A 14,935-nucleotide genomic window follows, 5' to 3' on the forward strand; every position below is an offset into this window, starting at 1 on the left:
ATGCAAATCAAAGTAAACCAAGAAATACGAGATATTAAAGATGAGTTCCTATCCGGTTTATCTGTGCGTCAGACTATTTGGAGTGCTGCAGCGCTATGTGCGGGCGTTATAACTTTTTGGAATGTGTATACGCGTTTCGGCAGTACCGATATGGCATCGTTCCTTACGTTATGCGCAAGTGCGCCGTTGGCCTTGATAGGCTTTTTTAAGTGGCATAAAATGCCCGCCGAGCGTGTGGCATTATGCTGGCTGCATGTGCTCTTGATGCCGCGCAGGGTCGTTTTTAAGGGTAGCAATATACACGCAAATGAGATCGAACAGCTTTGCACAGCCGCACGTGCGGTCGAGCAGAATGAAATGAAGAACAGAAGGGAGAAAGGCAAAGATGCTTTGGAAAAAGACCTTGAGAGGCGCGGAGCAGTATCAACAGGGAAGCATGAAAATTCCGCGCAGCACGCAGGAGATGATCCCGGTCAAGCGCATTCTGAATGATGGTACGTTCGTACTTGACAGCGGAGAATATTCCAAAATGTTTGCGTTTACGGACATCAACTATACAGAGCTGCGCGATGAGGAAAAGATGCGTCGGCTTGTGGATTATTCAGCACTGCTCAATTCTATCGATAAAGGCATTTACGCGAAGATCAGTGTTTTCTTTCGGCCGATACGACAGGAGCAGTTCGAGCGCGATGTGTTGATCCCGATGAACCCGGAAGATGAGTTAGATGATTATCGGGAGAATATGAATACCGTACTGCGGGAACAGGTGCGCGGTACGCTCGGCATGACGAAGCAGGCGTATCTGACGATAACAGCAGTACGAAGAAATGATGAAGATGCCGCAGCGTTTTTTGCTCGCGTGGAGGGAAATTTAATTAGCAGTTTTCAGGCGCTCGGTGTGGAACTGCGTGCAGTACCGTTATCCGAACGTCTGCGTTTGCTGCACGATATTTACCGGCCGGGTTTAGAGGAAACTTTCCGATTTGATGCTCACGCAGAAAAAAAGCTCGGCATGAACTGGAAAGACAGCATTGCACCGCTCAGTGCGGAAGCTCTCAATTCCTGTACGCATTTGAAAATCGGCGGCCGATACTGCAAAACGCTGTTCCTGAATGCCTATCCGATATATCTCAACGACCGCATTGTTTCGGATATTGCCTCTATCGGCAAGCCGATGATTTTTACAATCGATTTTCTGCCGATACCGAGCGCCGAAGCGATGGCGGAGGCGGAAAGCCGCAGTATGGCAATCGATACGAAAATCGTAAACTATACGCTGCACCAACAGCGCAACGGCAATTACAGCGGCAGCGTGCCGTATAAGCTGATGCAGCGTGCGGCGGGAGTACAGGAAGTCATGGAGGCTATACAGGAGCGCGACCAAAACTTATACCTTGTTACCGTCACCGTAGCACATTTTGCCGATACGCGGGAAGAACTGGAAAACGATGCTGAAAGCATCATGAGCAAAGGAAAATCCATTTCCTGCCAGTTTCTCCCGCTCCTTGCGCAGCAGTACGAGGGACTGAATACGGCATTACCTTTTGGGCGTCCGTTTATTCAGGCGGATCGGTTGCTAACAACGCAGGCGCTTGCCGGTATTTGCCCGTTTGCAGCGCAGGAAATCTATTATCCGGGCGGCTCGTGGTTCGGTATTAACGCAAAGACGAAACGCCTCATCACTATAAATCGCGATATGCTGATGAGCGGAAACAGTCTTGTGTTGGCGACGACCGGCGGCGGTAAGTCGTTCCACATCAAGGAGGACGCTTTGCAGGTCGCACTGAAAGGGGAGGCAGACATATTTTTCGTTGACCCGGAGTGTGAGTATGTTGTAGCGACACAAAGGCTTGGCGGAACGGTGATCTCCTTATCTCCGTCTACACCGCACAGGATCAATCCGCTTGAGATCAATGCCGACCCCGATGACCGCAGCAGCGAACCGTTGAAAGAAAAGCTTGAATTTATCATGTCTTTCTGCCGTATCTTGCTTATGGAAGATGGCAACGTGCTTGACGGCAAAATGAAAAGCCTTTTGGATCGTTGTGTGCGAAAGCTGTATGCACCGATCGTGGCGTCCGGTTATACAAAGCCGTCGCCGCTGCTTGGTGATCTGTACCGTATGCTGAAAGACCAGGATGCGCCGGAAGCACAGGAACTAGCGCTGCGCATGGAAATTTATACTGCGGGTTCTTACGATATGTTTGCGCAGCCTACGAACGTCGATACACAGGCGCATATCATCGACTATGACCTTTCAAAGCTTGGTGAAGGGATGAACGCGGTCGGTATGCTCATTGTCCTTGAATCGATTTACAGCCGCCTAATGGACAACTGGCGGAAAAAGAGGCACACGTACATTTATATCGATGAGATCATGACGATTTTCCGTAACCCATACGCGGCACAGTATTTTGCATCGCTTTGGCAGCGTATCCGCAAGCGTGGTGGCTATATCATCGGTGCGACCCAGAACACAACGGAAATACTCAACAGCCCGGAGGCACGCAAGCTGCTCGAAAACAGCTACATCATCACGATGCTGTATCAGTCTGCACCGGACAGAGACGTACTTGCGGAAATGTTTAGCCTGTCTGAGGCGCAGAAGCAGGCGCTTGCCAAGGAGCAGTACGGCACAGGGCTCATCAAGGTTGGCAGCACGATTGTGCCATTTGAAAACGATTTCCCGACCGATAATCCCTTGTATCAGCTGATGTCCACAAAGCCGTCTGACGGATGGGGGCAAGAAGTAAATGAACATTACGACGTATGAGAACACGGTAAAGAAAGGCATGATCAAGGCACACGGGTGCAGTGACGGTTTACGGGAAATGTCAGAGCAGCTCTCCGAGATGCAAAAAATCGTCACTGCACCGATGAGCGTTGATACGCCGGAGCAGGATGGGGACAAAGCGCCGGAAACGGCTGCGGCAGATCAGGTTGTCGGCCGTGCAAAATCGACGGCAGGGGCGGTCAGAGATGCTGTGACGAGTGAGATCAAGCGCGCTGTGCGAAAGAGTAAAAATAAACCCGTTGAACGAGGCGTGCAACCGTTGGCGAAGAGCTCTCCGTGGCGGTTGACATCGCGTGCAGGAAATACGGTGCAGGCATCGTATAAAGCTGCATCCAAAACTGCGTATAGAAGCACCTCCGAAGCAGTGTCACATGCGGCACGCGCCGGTGCGCAAGCTGCACAGCAGGCAGCTAAGACGGCCACTGTGGAGACTGTAAAAGTTACGGCAACCGTAAGTGCCGGTGCAGCGACGGCGGGAACCAGCGTGGCCGTACAGGCTGCGGCCGAAACGGCTAAAAAGGTAACGGTCGGCACGGTGCAAAAAATACAGGAAAGTGCGCAGACGGCTACGGCCGTACACGCGCACGATGTGGCACGTGCGGCGCAGCAGTACGTCGCAAATAAAACGCAAGATGTACCGGCGACAGACGCCAAGGGCTTACCTAAAGCTCTCATGGCGATTTGGATCGGTGTTGTTGTACTGCTGTTGATTTTTTCAAACAGTTTTGGCAGCTTAGCGAGCAGTGCCGGACGTGCGATAAATCTAAACGACCGCGTGGAATCCTACCGCGCATCCATTACATATTGGGCACAAAAAGACGGCATACCCGAATATGTTGAGGTTCTATTGGCGCTGTGTATGGCAGAGACCGGCATTTTGGATGACCCGGAAGACCCGTTTGCGTGCTCCGAATCCGGCTTGGCGGTAAAACAGCCGAATGGCATAACTGACCCCGAGTACAGCATTGAGATCGGCGTATATTGCTTTAGCCTAAAGGTGAAAAAGACCGGCTGCAAATCACCGACAGACAAAAATAATTTGTTCAAGGCTTTGCAGGCATACAACATGGGCGATGGCTTTATCGATTTCTGCGATACATATTACGGCGGGGTATGGTCAGTCGAATGCGCGAGAGCTTATTCGGAAAAAATGGGTGGCGGCAGTACCTACGGGAACCCGAATTATATCGAGCAGTTTTTGCGCTGCTATACGTTTGGCACGATTTCGGGAACATACCCGGGAAGTCTGAATGCACGCGGTCTATGTGCACCGCTTGAGCCGGGATGGGAGCAGAACATCACGCAGCATTTCGGCGGCATGTACAGCGGTTCGCCGCACAAGGGAATGGACATCGGTATGCCGGAGGGCACGCCGGTGTACGCGGCCGCAGACGGCAAAGTGACCGTTGCAAATGCGTCGGATTCGTGGGGCTACTCATGGGGCTATTACGTCAAAATCAACCACGCAGAGGGCGTAGACACGCTGTATGCGCATCTATCCAGTGTGGCGGTATCTTATGGGCAGTATGTGCATCAGGGCGACGTGATCGGCTACGTGGGCAGCACCGGAAATTCATCCGGCAACCACTTGCATTTTGAATTGTATTTAGAAAATAACCGAGTTGACCCGTATCCGTATATCGGGACGGATTTACTCAGCAAGTATTTGGAAAGGACGTTTTAATATGACAATCAAACAGGCTTTTATTGGAATCGTTACGACTATTGCACTTGTAATCGCTGTGCTGATTTCACAGATCGTGCGTATCAACACAATGACCGGTGATCTGCAGGAGGCGCAGACACGCATAGAGGCATTGGAGACCAAAGCCGCAGCAACGCCAAAACCCACGGCTACGCCGGAATCGACTGCAACGCCGGAGCCGGTGGTCTATGTGGTGAGCCCGATCAGCGAGTTCAACGCGTATAACGTAGAGGCAGCGCCGTATTACTGGCTGCCTGTCCCAGATGCAGAGGCAGACGGGACACTCGAAGCCGGGACGAACATGGTCGTGTCCGGCGTTTGCGGAGAGCTTTACTACGCTGTGCTGCCGGATGGCACGTATTTCTATATTCCGCAGTCGGCCGTAGCGCAAGTGCCCGAGGTTACTCCGGAGCCGACACCGGAACCCACACCCGAGCCTGCACCGGAGAGCGTGGCGGAAACAACCACACCTGCACCAGCAGAATAACTTTAAGATAATTAAATAGAATGGAGGAGTAAGACCGATGAACGACTTTTACGCGACATTAGACCTTAATATCAGCAGCCTTACCCCTCGCAGCGTAAAGCTGTTGGCTTTTTTACAGGCGCACGCGGATAAGGAGGGGGTATCCTTTTGGAGCAAACGAAAGACCTGCGAGGCGCTCGGAATCAGTGAATCAACCTATGCACGCGCTTTGCGCGAGCTAACGCGTGAAGGCTTAGTGGAGGTCAAGCCGCGTTTTGATGAGAACGGCCGTCAGCGTAGCAATACATACCGCGTTCTAAACACAAAGGGGCTCAAATATCGCGCAGATATGGATGATGTAGAGAAGTTGCGCCACCGTGAAGTGAAGGTATACAGCCAGATCATGCTGCAAATCGGTGAGGATAGCTGGGCGATTTCCCGTCGCAGCCTTGCCGATGCGTGCGGATGCTCTATGCGCTCTATTTCGCGCCTCGTGGCAGCCTTGCGCGATAAGGGAATCCTTTGTGTGCGTGCGGAAGATCGCAGTTTTATGGGCAATAAGGGGCAGAGCTTCAATCGTTTCCGTCGGTACAAACCGGCGGAACTTTTGCTTTTGCGCCGTATTTTACTCGTGCTGCTTTCTTCTTTGAATACCCCCATAGTCAAATGTGACACCCCTATGAACCCTTACCCCCAGCTACAGTTTTTATGCCTGGTTAAGGAGAAGGGGTATACGGTATTTAGAGTTTACAGGAAGAATAAAGTAAACAGAAAGAATCAACTATACCGCAAGTATAAGTGTGCAAAAGTGGAGATTTGCGGTGAGGAAAGGAATATCATGACAGAGATCATTTATGCAAAACCACAGTACAAGCAGTCCCGTATGCCGGGAAAAGAGCTGTGCTGGCGTGTGCCGGAGGACATGCCGCTAAAAAGCGAAAGGTGGGCATTGGTTCCGTGCAAGGAACATCTATATCTTGTGAAAATCTTACGCAAGGAGTGGGTGGAGGACAATATAGCCGAGCAGTACCGTCGTGTTTACGCGATAGGCAGCACGCGAGAAGAATTAAAGCCGCCGATAGGGCGTGTGCATCTCATAGACGCAGACAGGAGCGATATGCCCGGTGAGGTAAGCTATCACGCCGTTGAAAACTCGAAGCTTTCTAAGCCGGACGTGATGGAGTTACTGCAATATCCCATCGGTGTGACACTTGAAGCAGACGGTCGATACCGTGTATTTCTGGGGGCGTATCGGTTTTGGTATCTGAGAGAGTGTCTGCACTGGACGAAAATCCCGTGCTTTGTTTACAAAATCAAACGGCAGATACGTGATCCTCGTGAACGGCGCCGCCGGGAGATTCGACGCAGGCAGCAGGCGGCAGAAAGTCCGCGTATCCGGCTTCAACTCTACGAGAATTACTACAAGCTGCTGAAAGGCATGAAGAACGCAGGTGAAATCAAAGGCGGTTTACAGACGCGGTTGATGCAGCTTCTCGGCGTTTCCGAACGCACGGTGCGCATTTATAAGCAGCTCTCGGAACAACTTACCGGGCGAGAAAAGCAGCACTTAATGCGCGGTAAGCTGCCGTTTGTGCAGGCACGTGCCCTTGCCGCAGAGAGAAATCAAAAAGCGGCAATGTTGCCGAATTCGGAAACAGGAGATCTTCATTAACAAGGTGAAAGCAGTGAGGATGCAGCAGCGGCAAAAGCGGCAATATTGCCGCTTTTGTGCTGTCAGGTACGCTTTTTACATTTTGAAGTGCGGCAGTTAATTATAAACACCTATATCTTTTGCATATTTAGAAAGATTACCTGATAAAAATGACCATACAGTAGCATTTTTACTCTTGTATGGTCATTTTCTGTTTTAGAGAACGGTTCCTTATAAACTCAAAAGCGGCAACATTGCCGGTTTACGGTCTTTGTGATGAAAGCCGACACATCTGTTCATAAAGGGATACCGGATCCGGGTGGACGTACCGACGGAGTGTAAAGGCCGGGTTGGAGTGGCCAATGATAAGAGCAAGGCTTTTTGCATCCGAGCCGTTTTCAATCATTCGGGTCGCGAAGGTATGGCGCAGCATGTGCGGCGATACGCGGCGAATTCCGGCGCACTTTGAAGTGTACAGGCAAATGTGCCGTAAGTGACCGGCGCTTACCGGTTCTGCATCGCCGAATATGTATCGGTTAGAGCTGCAGCGCTTAGCCCAGCCTTGCAGATGTGTGAGCATAAGGGCGACTTCGGGAATCACCGGCACGCTGCGAATGCCGTTCTTTGTTTTGCTTTTTTCAACGCGCAGAACCTTGGCTTTTTTATCCCAGTCCTGCCAGCGCAGGTTTTGCAGCTCTCCGCGCCGCAGGCCGGTCAGAAGAAAGGTTTGCAGAATGAACTGATCTCGAATCGTGAGTTGCTTTGCAGCTTCTTCAAACGCTTGCTGTTCTTCGCGTGATAGCCCGTTGATGACTTTTTCCGAGGCTTTTTTGGGGACGGTGACACCATTGATCGGGTTTTCCGTACACTGGTGATTCTCAATCGCGGTTTGGTAGGCCAAGTTATAAAGCGACTTGATATGCCGTAAAGATGATTTTGCGTACTTCTTTGATAGGTCGTTCAAGGCTTTTTGAAATGTGACCGGCAGCAGCTCTGTGAGCAGCGTGCTTTCGATTTCCGGGAAACGCCGCGATAACCTCTTTCGGGCATCTCGGTAGATTTCGAGCGTTTTCGAGGCATATTCCGGCACGGCGTATACCTCATACCAAACATCCAGCCATTCTCCGATGGTGCAGACTTTTCTTTCCATTGTAAACCTCTCCTGTTAGATTAAAATTCCCGTTAGGGTTAATTCAGTTTAGCAGTGAAAGGAAAGAAAAACAAAAACCGGCAATGAAAAAGTAAATTTTTGATTGATTTAAGCAAATGCTGTTACCTATTTTTCATAAATTATATTGACAACTGTAATTTTATGTGATATTATGACCATGAATTAAGGGATGGGTCGACACATTCCTTGCAAAATCTACATAATTTAAGGAGGCAATTGTATGTTAAAGAAAAGGCTTATAGCCGGTGTGGCAGCTTGCTAAATGGCGGTTTCTGCGTTTTCCATGTCTGCGAGCGCGTATGCTTGGACAGACACGATACGTGTGTACAAAAATCAAGGAGCTTATCTTACAAATGCTTGTGTAAAATTGAATACACAAAATTATTTTAAGGTTAATATCCAACCCGATAAAAATGTTTCTGATGCGTGGAGTCAAGGGACAGAGTTGGTTTATGCTCGAGCCCGAGATACAAATAATGTATATGCGTCTTCATTAGTTGAAACGAGATATGCGGGTAATTTTACACCCTTGTATTATTCCGGATATGGAGTATTTGGCTATTCGTACAAATGCGCAGCGCAATATGCCGACAGCAATCCATATCAGTATGCAGCTTTGACATTGAACTGGGAGCCGTAATAGATGATGCCGGAGTGAAGCAAAATTTAATTTTGCTTCACTCCTATCAATAAAGGAGCTTATTATGAAACAAATTAGATTACTGCTTATACTGTGTGTGTTGATTTTACTGGCTTCATGTAGAACAACAGAAAGTACAAATAGTTTGAATATTACTAGTGAATCCAAAGATATTAGCTCTGGAAAAGAATTTGTCAGTTCGCAACCAATACTAAAGGATAATGTGAATTTATCAATGTCGGTGTTTAAAGGAGTTACTTCCATATTTTCTGAAGATGTTATAAATAGTGCTTTCAAACTTAGTGAAAATAAAATTACACAGTATGGAGTGGGACCGAAAGAGACAGGATATATTGTTACAGATGAAAAATGTACAGTTACAGTAGATGAAGGTATGGTTTCATATTTAAGTTCAGATGTAAAAGAAGTTTTACCTGTTTTACAAGTTTTTCGATATAATGAAACCGATCAGATGTATAACGCAAATCAGTTTGAAAAAGATGGAGACTTAAACTTCAAGAGCCATAATGAAGTTTTACAAGACTTTTATAAAATATTACAGGCTATTGGATTGAAAAACAATTATTTGGTGAATTGCTATAATCTTGATTCTGAAACACTCAAGGAAAAAGAAAAAGTTATGATAGATAAATTTGGTGGCAATGAGAATTTAGATGGATGGAAAGACTGCTATTTCTTATATGCTGTACCGAAGCTGAATGATAAAAAAGTTTTTACAGATGTTCATGGAAGCTCTGAAAAAGGCACTATGATAACTGGAGAAGAAATAATTTCAATAGTTACAGAAAACGGGTTACAATTGCTTGTTGTTTCAAATAGTATAAATATAGTTGAAGAACTCGAAAAGAAAGAAATTATGACCGAGAATCAAGCGAAAGAGGAAATAGAAAGGCAGCTTGGTCAGTTGATTGTATCAGAACAGTATACAATTAAAAGTATAGCGCTAGGATATTATCCTCAGTTTGCTGATACGGCACATAAAGAGGTACTCTTCTATCCGGCGTGGAAAGCAGTTGTATTTGCGGAAGGGGATGACACAATGAGGTCATCAAATGACACCGCCTATTCTTATGAATTTTCATATATGATCGATGCTCAAACGGGATTAGAAATTTCGGAGGAGTAATATGCAAAAATTATTTAGCACTTTTATACAAGATGCATATCGTAGCTATTGCACTAAGCGATTTGTATTTGCTGTTTTAGGAGTTGCTTTCTTTAATTTTCTGAGTGTGTACTGGGATATGCTTTTAGGTTCAGCTAATTGCGTAGCTTATTTATATATGATTTCAGGTATAATGGGCATCGAAACATTGTATCTCTTGTTATCTGTTTTACCGGGAACAATTCTTTTTAGAGTTGATAAAAACGAAAATTATCAGAGAAATGTTTTGTTGCGTTCTGGTAAAATAGCATATCTACTATCAAAGGTAGTAATAACAGTATTTACGGCAATATCAGTTTCTTTGATCGGCGATTTTTTATTTATATGTGCGTTGGAAATGCGCTATCCTTTTACAACAGATGAGTTTTCTGAACAGGTTTTATCGTTGTATGGATGTAGTGTATTGGAATATATATTTAGAAAAAGTTTTATTAAATCAATATCTGCATCTGCATTTTCGAGTATGGCGTTGTATATATCATCCCGAACTAAAAATATACTTATTATTTTATTTTCCCCGATTATTCTATATTATTTGTGGTTGCGTTTATGCCGGATACTGGGGCTACCTCAATGGCTCGATATTGCTTTATTGATAAGAGGGGAAACACTTGGTACCGCGACTTCTTTGGTAGTTTTTGTAATAGTTATAGTAGCTTCCAGTGCGTTATTTATAATGGAAGCGAATAGGAGTATGGAATGAATAATTTGCTTAATATATACCATGTCTTTCTATATGGTGTGCGTCGATTGCTCTCGGATTCACGAATATTTATTGTTGGAATTATTACAATACTATATTTGTTAATGATTGGGGATGCGCTGCATCAGTATATATTGATAGCAGGAGAACCGATAACACCTTGGCTCTTTCCTTTTATAATGGCAAACCGAAATTGTGTTTTGGTGCTATTTTTACTCCTGGTTTTATTATTTTGCGATGCACCGTACATTGAGGAGAATGCTTATTTGCTTTTTTTGCGATGTGGTCGTACTGTATGGATGTTCGGTCAATTATTATACACGATTATAATATCTATTTCGTATGTTCTATTTGTAGTTATTATTACAATGGTAATGAACTTATTTGATTGTGTGGCTTTGCACGATTGGGGCCGGGTGTTTTATACGCTTGCGAATACAAATGCTGCGGAATTAGTTGATTTGCCGATTCAAATTTCTAAAGCGTTGATTTTACATTTTAGTCCTAAAAATGCAATGGTATTTTCGATTACTTTATCGTGTCTTGCTGCAATTTTTCTTGGTAGCATAGTGTTTTTATTAAATTTAGCTTTTAGTAAATTGATAGGCTCTATCGTTGGTTCGATGTTTGTTCTGTTTCAATTTCTTTCATCTAACGCTTCAGGCTATACGATGACATATTTTTCTCCAATTTCATGGGTTAATTTAGATTCTTTAGATTTTTTAGGAATTAGTTGTATGCCATCTATTCAATATGCATTTGCTTTTTTTTGCCTTTCAATCTTAATCTTCTGGTTATGTTCTTTTATGATTATACGAAACAAAGATATTATAATATCATAAGGAGAAGTTCCTATGGAAACTTGTATTGAAGTACAAAACGTGGTGAAGCGTTTTCGCGACCAAGTGGTTTTGAAGAACGTATCGATCTCGTTTGAAAAGGGAAAGATACACGGCATTGTGGGGCGCAACGGTTCCGGCAAAACGGTGCTTTTTAAGTGCATCTGCGGTCTGATGCACCCGGAGGAGGGCGTGATCCTCGTGAATGGCAAGCGCGTGGGACGTGACGTGGACATGCCGGAGGACATTGGAGCCATTATTGAAGCGCCGGGCTTTCTGCCGAATTACAGCGGGTACAAGAATCTGCGCTTTTTGGCGAACATACGGCGGAAGATCGGCAAGGAAGAGATTTTGAATGTGCTGAAGACGGTGGGGCTTGACCCCGAAAGCCGCAAGCATGTGGGAAAATACTCGCTCGGCATGCGGCAGCGCCTTGGTATTGCGCAGGCAATCATGGAAGACCCGGAAATTCTCATTTTGGACGAGCCGATGAACGGACTGGATAACGCCGGTGTGCAGGATATACGGGCACTGCTGTTGGAGCTCAAGGCACAAGGGAAGACAATCCTGCTTGCGAGCCACAACCACGAGGACATCGCGGCACTGTGCGACACGGTGCACGAGATGGACGGCGGGGTGCTGGAATAATAAAGGCTACAAGATAAAACCTGCCTGTTTTAGAATAGGCAGGTTTTTGCTGTAATCTTTGAGTGTTTATAGATATGAGAATGTTAAAAAAGAAAGGCGGCTGTTTCCAACTGAAAGTAGCCGCCTTTAATATGGGATTTGAGTGAAACCTTGTACGCAAATTAAGAAATGTTACCGTATTTATCGCAGGTGATACTTAAAGAAAGCGTTCTGTTTTTCCCTAAATAATAAACTGTACCGGAACCGTATACGGTTGCACCTGAGCGGGAAGAAGTTTTCGTAACATAAGATGCAGAGTTATCGTAGATAGAAACAGAAACACTCTGGCTTGTAGCAGTGCAACTCACGTTGTACGTATAATTAAAATTACCAGTCAACGAGACTGCAAAAACCGCTGTATTGCTTGCCGTGTAATAGGTGGATTTTTTTGTATATGATCTTGCCGTTCGTGCAACTGCCGGTGTTACTTCTAACTCTGTCACGATATAACTGCCGTCTTCAAGGTATTCGACTGTTTGCATGTTCTGCGATGCTGTTTCTGATGCAGATACACAGAAAGGTATAATACCAAGTAAAAGTGTTAAACAACAGATAATTGTTAATATACGTTTCATTTTTTTACCTCTTTTCTTAATAAACTCTCGTGCCTTCCGGCTCTGGAGGCGGCGTTCCTTCGACTTCTTCATAAAGTCTTGTAACGATATACCCATCCTCGAACTGTCGTTCCCGCCAGTTATCAAACAGAATATATCCCAAAACGCACACAAGAGCAAATACAACTGTGGCGATTACAAAAACGCGCACAGCTTTTCGGTGCTTAAATGTTCGTTTTACTTCATTGTACGGTTCAGTGCTCAGAAAATTTTCGGCTATGCTTTGTGGTGTGCCGAAATGTTTTTCTAAGTCATTTTCGGTCAGCGTAGTTGTTGCGCTATCAGCAAAATCTTCCATGTCATTTTGCAGTCGCTGCAAAAACTGCTTTTTCTTCTTTTTGTCACACGTCATTTCTTTGTCTATTCGACGCAGATAGTCGTGGACAACATTTACGGTTTCGCTCATCCCATATCCCCCCAATTTAAGAATCAAGAATGTTATGAATTCCTTGCTGAACGGTTTCGTAATCCTTTTTTAAAGATGCTAACCGTTCACGCCCGGCATTTTCGATATGATAAATCACACGCATACGGGAGCGCCCCGTGCTCATGCGTGTTACGATCTCCTGACCGGTGATGTACCCATCGTCTGCCAAGCGATACAGAAGCGGATAAAATGACCCCTCCTGCACTGTGATTAAACCTTTGCTTCGCTCTTTGATCTTCTGCACAAGCTGATAGCCGTATGTGTCTTCTTCACACAGCAAAAACAACGTGAGCATTTCGATTGAGCCTTTTTTCATGGTATCGATAGCCATAGTGGAGATACCTCCTGTCAAGTAATAGATTACAGTAAAACGATTTATAAGTCAATACCTATTTTAAATAATTTATTTGACAAATAAAAATTGAAATGCTATTATGATATTGGATTAATCTCATTGAAAGAACGAAGAAATTGTAAGTTTACTTGATTGGAGATGAGTTATAGTGCTTAAGGAAGAATTGTATCAACAATATTTGCAATGGAAAAAAGAAAAAATCGCGTGGTCAATAGAAGAAATATTTGGGTTTCCGAAAGTTGATTGCGATGTATACGAAAATGAAGATGTTTTAGTTAGTCGCCTTTTTTATGTTATTCCCGATATTTTTGAAGTAAAGTTACGCGTGTTCATTTTTTACGAAGAAAACACCTTTCTTAAGACAAAAGGCGATGACTTAAAATTGATCCACAGTGAACTAAAAATACAATAGTTGATGCATAAAGGAAAACCGGCAATGTTGCCGGTTTTTTCTGTGTGAATATAAAACTTGCCAGATAAAAGAATTTCTGGTAGAATTTTAAAGGACCGTGATAGCGGTTCGGGTGCTGCCATAACGGTGGACGGTTCAGCCCTCAGATACACTTCGGTGTACCGTGTGAGGGAACATTTCTTGAATATGAAAAAATCCCTCAATCCAACACGGAGAGAGGGATGACGCTTATGAAGCTCGAGCTGAACTTTAGCGATTTGTGCCAGTTGGCACTTGTCGTTATTGCGTTGATCGAACTGTTTCGTGATCGTAAACATAAAAAGAGATGAGCCGCCCTGCCCAAGGTCTCGGCTCATTTCTTTAAGCTGAACTGAGGGCTAACCGTTCATCGGCAGCACTCTTTCTATTTCTAATTATAAACGCTTCTGAAGTTTTGTCAAGCGCAAAAACCGGCAATGTTGCCGGTTTTTGTTAGACGAGAGAAAAGGCGGGGCGGGTTACGTAATGAGCAAAACCGCGACACCTTGTTGAAAAATGCAGAAAAAATCTTATTTTGCGTTGACGAGCGGGAAAAGAAGTGCTATACTTTTAGGCAGAAATAAAGAAAACGTCCGCTACGGACGCTTCTCGGTCGATAAACGATCTACCAAATCGTTTATCGATTCCAGATGTACGACCATCTGAAAACTTCGCGAAAAGACGCCGATAGGACGTTTTTTACAAGAGGGGTGCTTCATGTCTAACACTTAGTTAGATTATAGCACAAGCCAAACGATATTTCAAGGCTTTTCAGATGCTTGTCTGGAGAGCCTTTTTTATTTCTGATTTCGCACCTTGAAAACCGAATGAACCCACAGGCGAGAATACCCGGCGCAAATCAGTGTGCATTTGCACACCTCTGCAATGGGAAATACTTGGTATACAGGATTGGACAAACCTAATCTGCCTCAGGAACGGCGTTTGAGAACGGGTCGCTAAAATCAGGATTATTAAAACGAATATTCTTTGTTTTAATCGATGTGCATAGCTGCTATTAGGCTATGCACATACATTAGAACAAAGTTTGGTGGAAACGCGCGGGCTCGAACCGCGGACCTCCTGCGTGTGAAGCAGGCACTCTAACCAGCTGAGCTACGCTTCCATATCAACTGTATTATGTATTCTACCACAGAAAATGGGATTTGTCAAACGCTAATTTGGGGATGACGTGATTTTTGCGAAGGGATTTACAGAAAGTTTCAGTAAACTTTCCTTTTTCCGACACTGTATTTAACGCGGGGGCAGT

At 45.1% G+C, this 14,935-nt stretch carries 14 protein-coding genes and 1 tRNA gene; 10 read left to right on the forward strand and 5 right to left on the reverse strand.

All coding sequences use genetic code 11. The features are described from left to right. Genes R2K26_RS00970 through R2K26_RS00990 form a run of 5 tightly spaced genes read left to right on the forward strand, consistent with a single transcriptional unit; the run spans position 1 to position 6,637 of the window. Positions 1-492 carry a PrgI family protein gene (locus tag R2K26_RS00970; RefSeq protein WP_316518215.1) on the forward strand — a complete coding sequence of 164 codons (492 nt, stop codon included), beginning with the start codon at positions 1-3 and terminating at the stop codon, positions 490-492. Then, on the forward strand, positions 437-2,773 hold the full coding sequence (locus tag R2K26_RS00975) for a VirB4-like conjugal transfer ATPase, CD1110 family (protein ID WP_316518217.1): 2,337 nt from the start codon (positions 437-439) through the stop codon (positions 2,771-2,773). The genes R2K26_RS00970 and R2K26_RS00975 overlap by 56 nt, the downstream gene beginning before the upstream one ends. Then, positions 2,754-4,478, forward strand: coding sequence for a peptidoglycan DD-metalloendopeptidase family protein (locus tag R2K26_RS00980; RefSeq protein ID WP_316518218.1), 1,725 nt, complete (start codon positions 2,754-2,756; stop codon positions 4,476-4,478). Before R2K26_RS00975 ends, R2K26_RS00980 begins: the two co-directional genes overlap by 20 nt. Position 4,479: 1 nt before the next feature. Further along, on the forward strand, positions 4,480-4,986 hold the full coding sequence (locus R2K26_RS00985; protein WP_316518220.1) for a hypothetical protein: 507 nt from the start codon (positions 4,480-4,482) through the stop codon (positions 4,984-4,986). A gap of 37 nt (positions 4,987-5,023) precedes the next feature. Beyond that, positions 5,024-6,637, forward strand: a complete 1,614-nt coding sequence (locus R2K26_RS00990; protein ID WP_316518222.1) for a helix-turn-helix domain-containing protein — start codon at positions 5,024-5,026, stop codon at positions 6,635-6,637. Positions 6,638-6,878: 241 nt separating this feature from the next. Here R2K26_RS00990 and R2K26_RS00995 read toward each other — a convergent pair whose 3' ends face one another. Next, positions 6,879-7,766 carry a tyrosine-type recombinase/integrase gene (locus R2K26_RS00995; protein ID WP_316518224.1) on the reverse strand — a complete coding sequence of 296 codons (888 nt, stop codon included), beginning with the start codon at positions 7,764-7,766 and terminating at the stop codon, positions 6,879-6,881. A 725-nt stretch (positions 7,767-8,491) separates the two neighbouring features. Here R2K26_RS00995 and R2K26_RS01000 point away from each other — a divergent pair. The 4 genes from R2K26_RS01000 to R2K26_RS01015 are packed head-to-tail and all read left to right on the forward strand — an operon-like array spanning position 8,492 to position 11,803. After that, positions 8,492-9,574: a hypothetical protein gene (locus tag R2K26_RS01000; RefSeq protein WP_316518226.1), complete on the forward strand. Its 1,083-nt coding sequence runs from the start codon at positions 8,492-8,494 to the stop codon at positions 9,572-9,574. A 1-nt stretch (position 9,575) separates the two neighbouring features. Further along, positions 9,576-10,316 (forward strand): hypothetical protein, encoded by a 741-nt coding sequence (locus R2K26_RS01005; RefSeq protein WP_316518227.1) that lies wholly within the window; start codon positions 9,576-9,578, stop codon positions 10,314-10,316. Further along, positions 10,313-11,158 (forward strand): hypothetical protein, encoded by an 846-nt coding sequence (locus R2K26_RS01010; RefSeq protein WP_316518229.1) that lies wholly within the window; start codon positions 10,313-10,315, stop codon positions 11,156-11,158. The genes R2K26_RS01005 and R2K26_RS01010 overlap by 4 nt, the downstream gene beginning before the upstream one ends. A gap of 12 nt (positions 11,159-11,170) precedes the next feature. After that, a complete protein-coding gene (locus R2K26_RS01015) occupies positions 11,171-11,803 on the forward strand; it encodes an ATP-binding cassette domain-containing protein (RefSeq protein ID WP_308450096.1) in 633 nt (210 codons plus the stop codon). Between the two features lie 161 nt (positions 11,804-11,964). On the opposite strand, the gene R2K26_RS01020 is transcribed toward R2K26_RS01015, so the two are convergent. The 3 genes from R2K26_RS01020 to R2K26_RS01030 are packed head-to-tail and all read right to left on the reverse strand — an operon-like array spanning position 11,965 to position 13,214. Further along, positions 11,965-12,417, reverse strand: coding sequence for a hypothetical protein (locus R2K26_RS01020; RefSeq protein ID WP_316518232.1), 453 nt, complete (start codon positions 12,415-12,417; stop codon positions 11,965-11,967). Positions 12,418-12,433: 16 nt separating this feature from the next. Continuing rightward, on the reverse strand, positions 12,434-12,862 hold the full coding sequence (locus R2K26_RS01025; protein ID WP_316518234.1) for a DUF6120 family protein: 429 nt from the start codon (positions 12,860-12,862) through the stop codon (positions 12,434-12,436). 16 nt (positions 12,863-12,878) lie between these two features. Further along, positions 12,879-13,214 (reverse strand): PadR family transcriptional regulator, encoded by a 336-nt coding sequence (locus R2K26_RS01030; RefSeq protein WP_316518236.1) that lies wholly within the window; start codon positions 13,212-13,214, stop codon positions 12,879-12,881. 172 nt (positions 13,215-13,386) lie between these two features. Between R2K26_RS01030 and R2K26_RS01035 the strand changes: the two genes are divergently transcribed. Beyond that, entirely contained in the window at positions 13,387-13,650 is a 264-nt protein-coding gene (locus R2K26_RS01035) for a hypothetical protein (RefSeq protein ID WP_308450100.1), read from the forward strand. Between the two features lie 1,064 nt (positions 13,651-14,714). Here R2K26_RS01035 and R2K26_RS01040 read toward each other — a convergent pair. Beyond that, positions 14,715-14,791, reverse strand: a tRNA-Val gene (locus R2K26_RS01040). Positions 14,792-14,935: the final 144 nt, after the last annotated feature.

The organism is Neglectibacter sp. CSJ-5 (assembly GCF_032490475.1).
Classification (GTDB): domain Bacteria; phylum Bacillota; class Clostridia; order Oscillospirales; family Acutalibacteraceae; genus Hominenteromicrobium; species Hominenteromicrobium mulieris.

What these genes read in the sequence shown, in the direction of transcription:
- R2K26_RS01010 (WP_316518229.1), top strand. Translation starts at nt 10,313, where the DNA reads ATGAATAATTTGCTTAATATATACCATGTCTTTCTATATGGTGTGCGT.
- R2K26_RS01030 (WP_316518236.1), bottom strand. Translation starts at nt 13,214, where the DNA reads ATGGCTATCGATACCATGAAAAAAGGCTCAATCGAAATGCTCACGTTG.
- R2K26_RS00980 (WP_316518218.1), top strand. Translation starts at nt 2,754, where the DNA reads ATGAACATTACGACGTATGAGAACACGGTAAAGAAAGGCATGATCAAG.
- R2K26_RS00990 (WP_316518222.1), top strand. Translation starts at nt 5,024, where the DNA reads ATGAACGACTTTTACGCGACATTAGACCTTAATATCAGCAGCCTTACC.
- R2K26_RS00975 (WP_316518217.1), top strand. Translation starts at nt 437, where the DNA reads ATGAAAATTCCGCGCAGCACGCAGGAGATGATCCCGGTCAAGCGCATT.
- R2K26_RS01020 (WP_316518232.1), bottom strand. Translation starts at nt 12,417, where the DNA reads ATGAAACGTATATTAACAATTATCTGTTGTTTAACACTTTTACTTGGT.
- R2K26_RS01000 (WP_316518226.1), top strand. Translation starts at nt 8,492, where the DNA reads ATGAAACAAATTAGATTACTGCTTATACTGTGTGTGTTGATTTTACTG.
- R2K26_RS01015 (WP_308450096.1), top strand. Translation starts at nt 11,171, where the DNA reads ATGGAAACTTGTATTGAAGTACAAAACGTGGTGAAGCGTTTTCGCGAC.
- R2K26_RS00985 (WP_316518220.1), top strand. Translation starts at nt 4,480, where the DNA reads ATGACAATCAAACAGGCTTTTATTGGAATCGTTACGACTATTGCACTT.
- R2K26_RS01025 (WP_316518234.1), bottom strand. Translation starts at nt 12,862, where the DNA reads ATGAGCGAAACCGTAAATGTTGTCCACGACTATCTGCGTCGAATAGAC.
- R2K26_RS01005 (WP_316518227.1), top strand. Translation starts at nt 9,576, where the DNA reads ATGCAAAAATTATTTAGCACTTTTATACAAGATGCATATCGTAGCTAT.
- R2K26_RS00995 (WP_316518224.1), bottom strand. Translation starts at nt 7,766, where the DNA reads ATGGAAAGAAAAGTCTGCACCATCGGAGAATGGCTGGATGTTTGGTAT.
- R2K26_RS00970 (WP_316518215.1), top strand. Translation starts at nt 1, where the DNA reads ATGCAAATCAAAGTAAACCAAGAAATACGAGATATTAAAGATGAGTTC.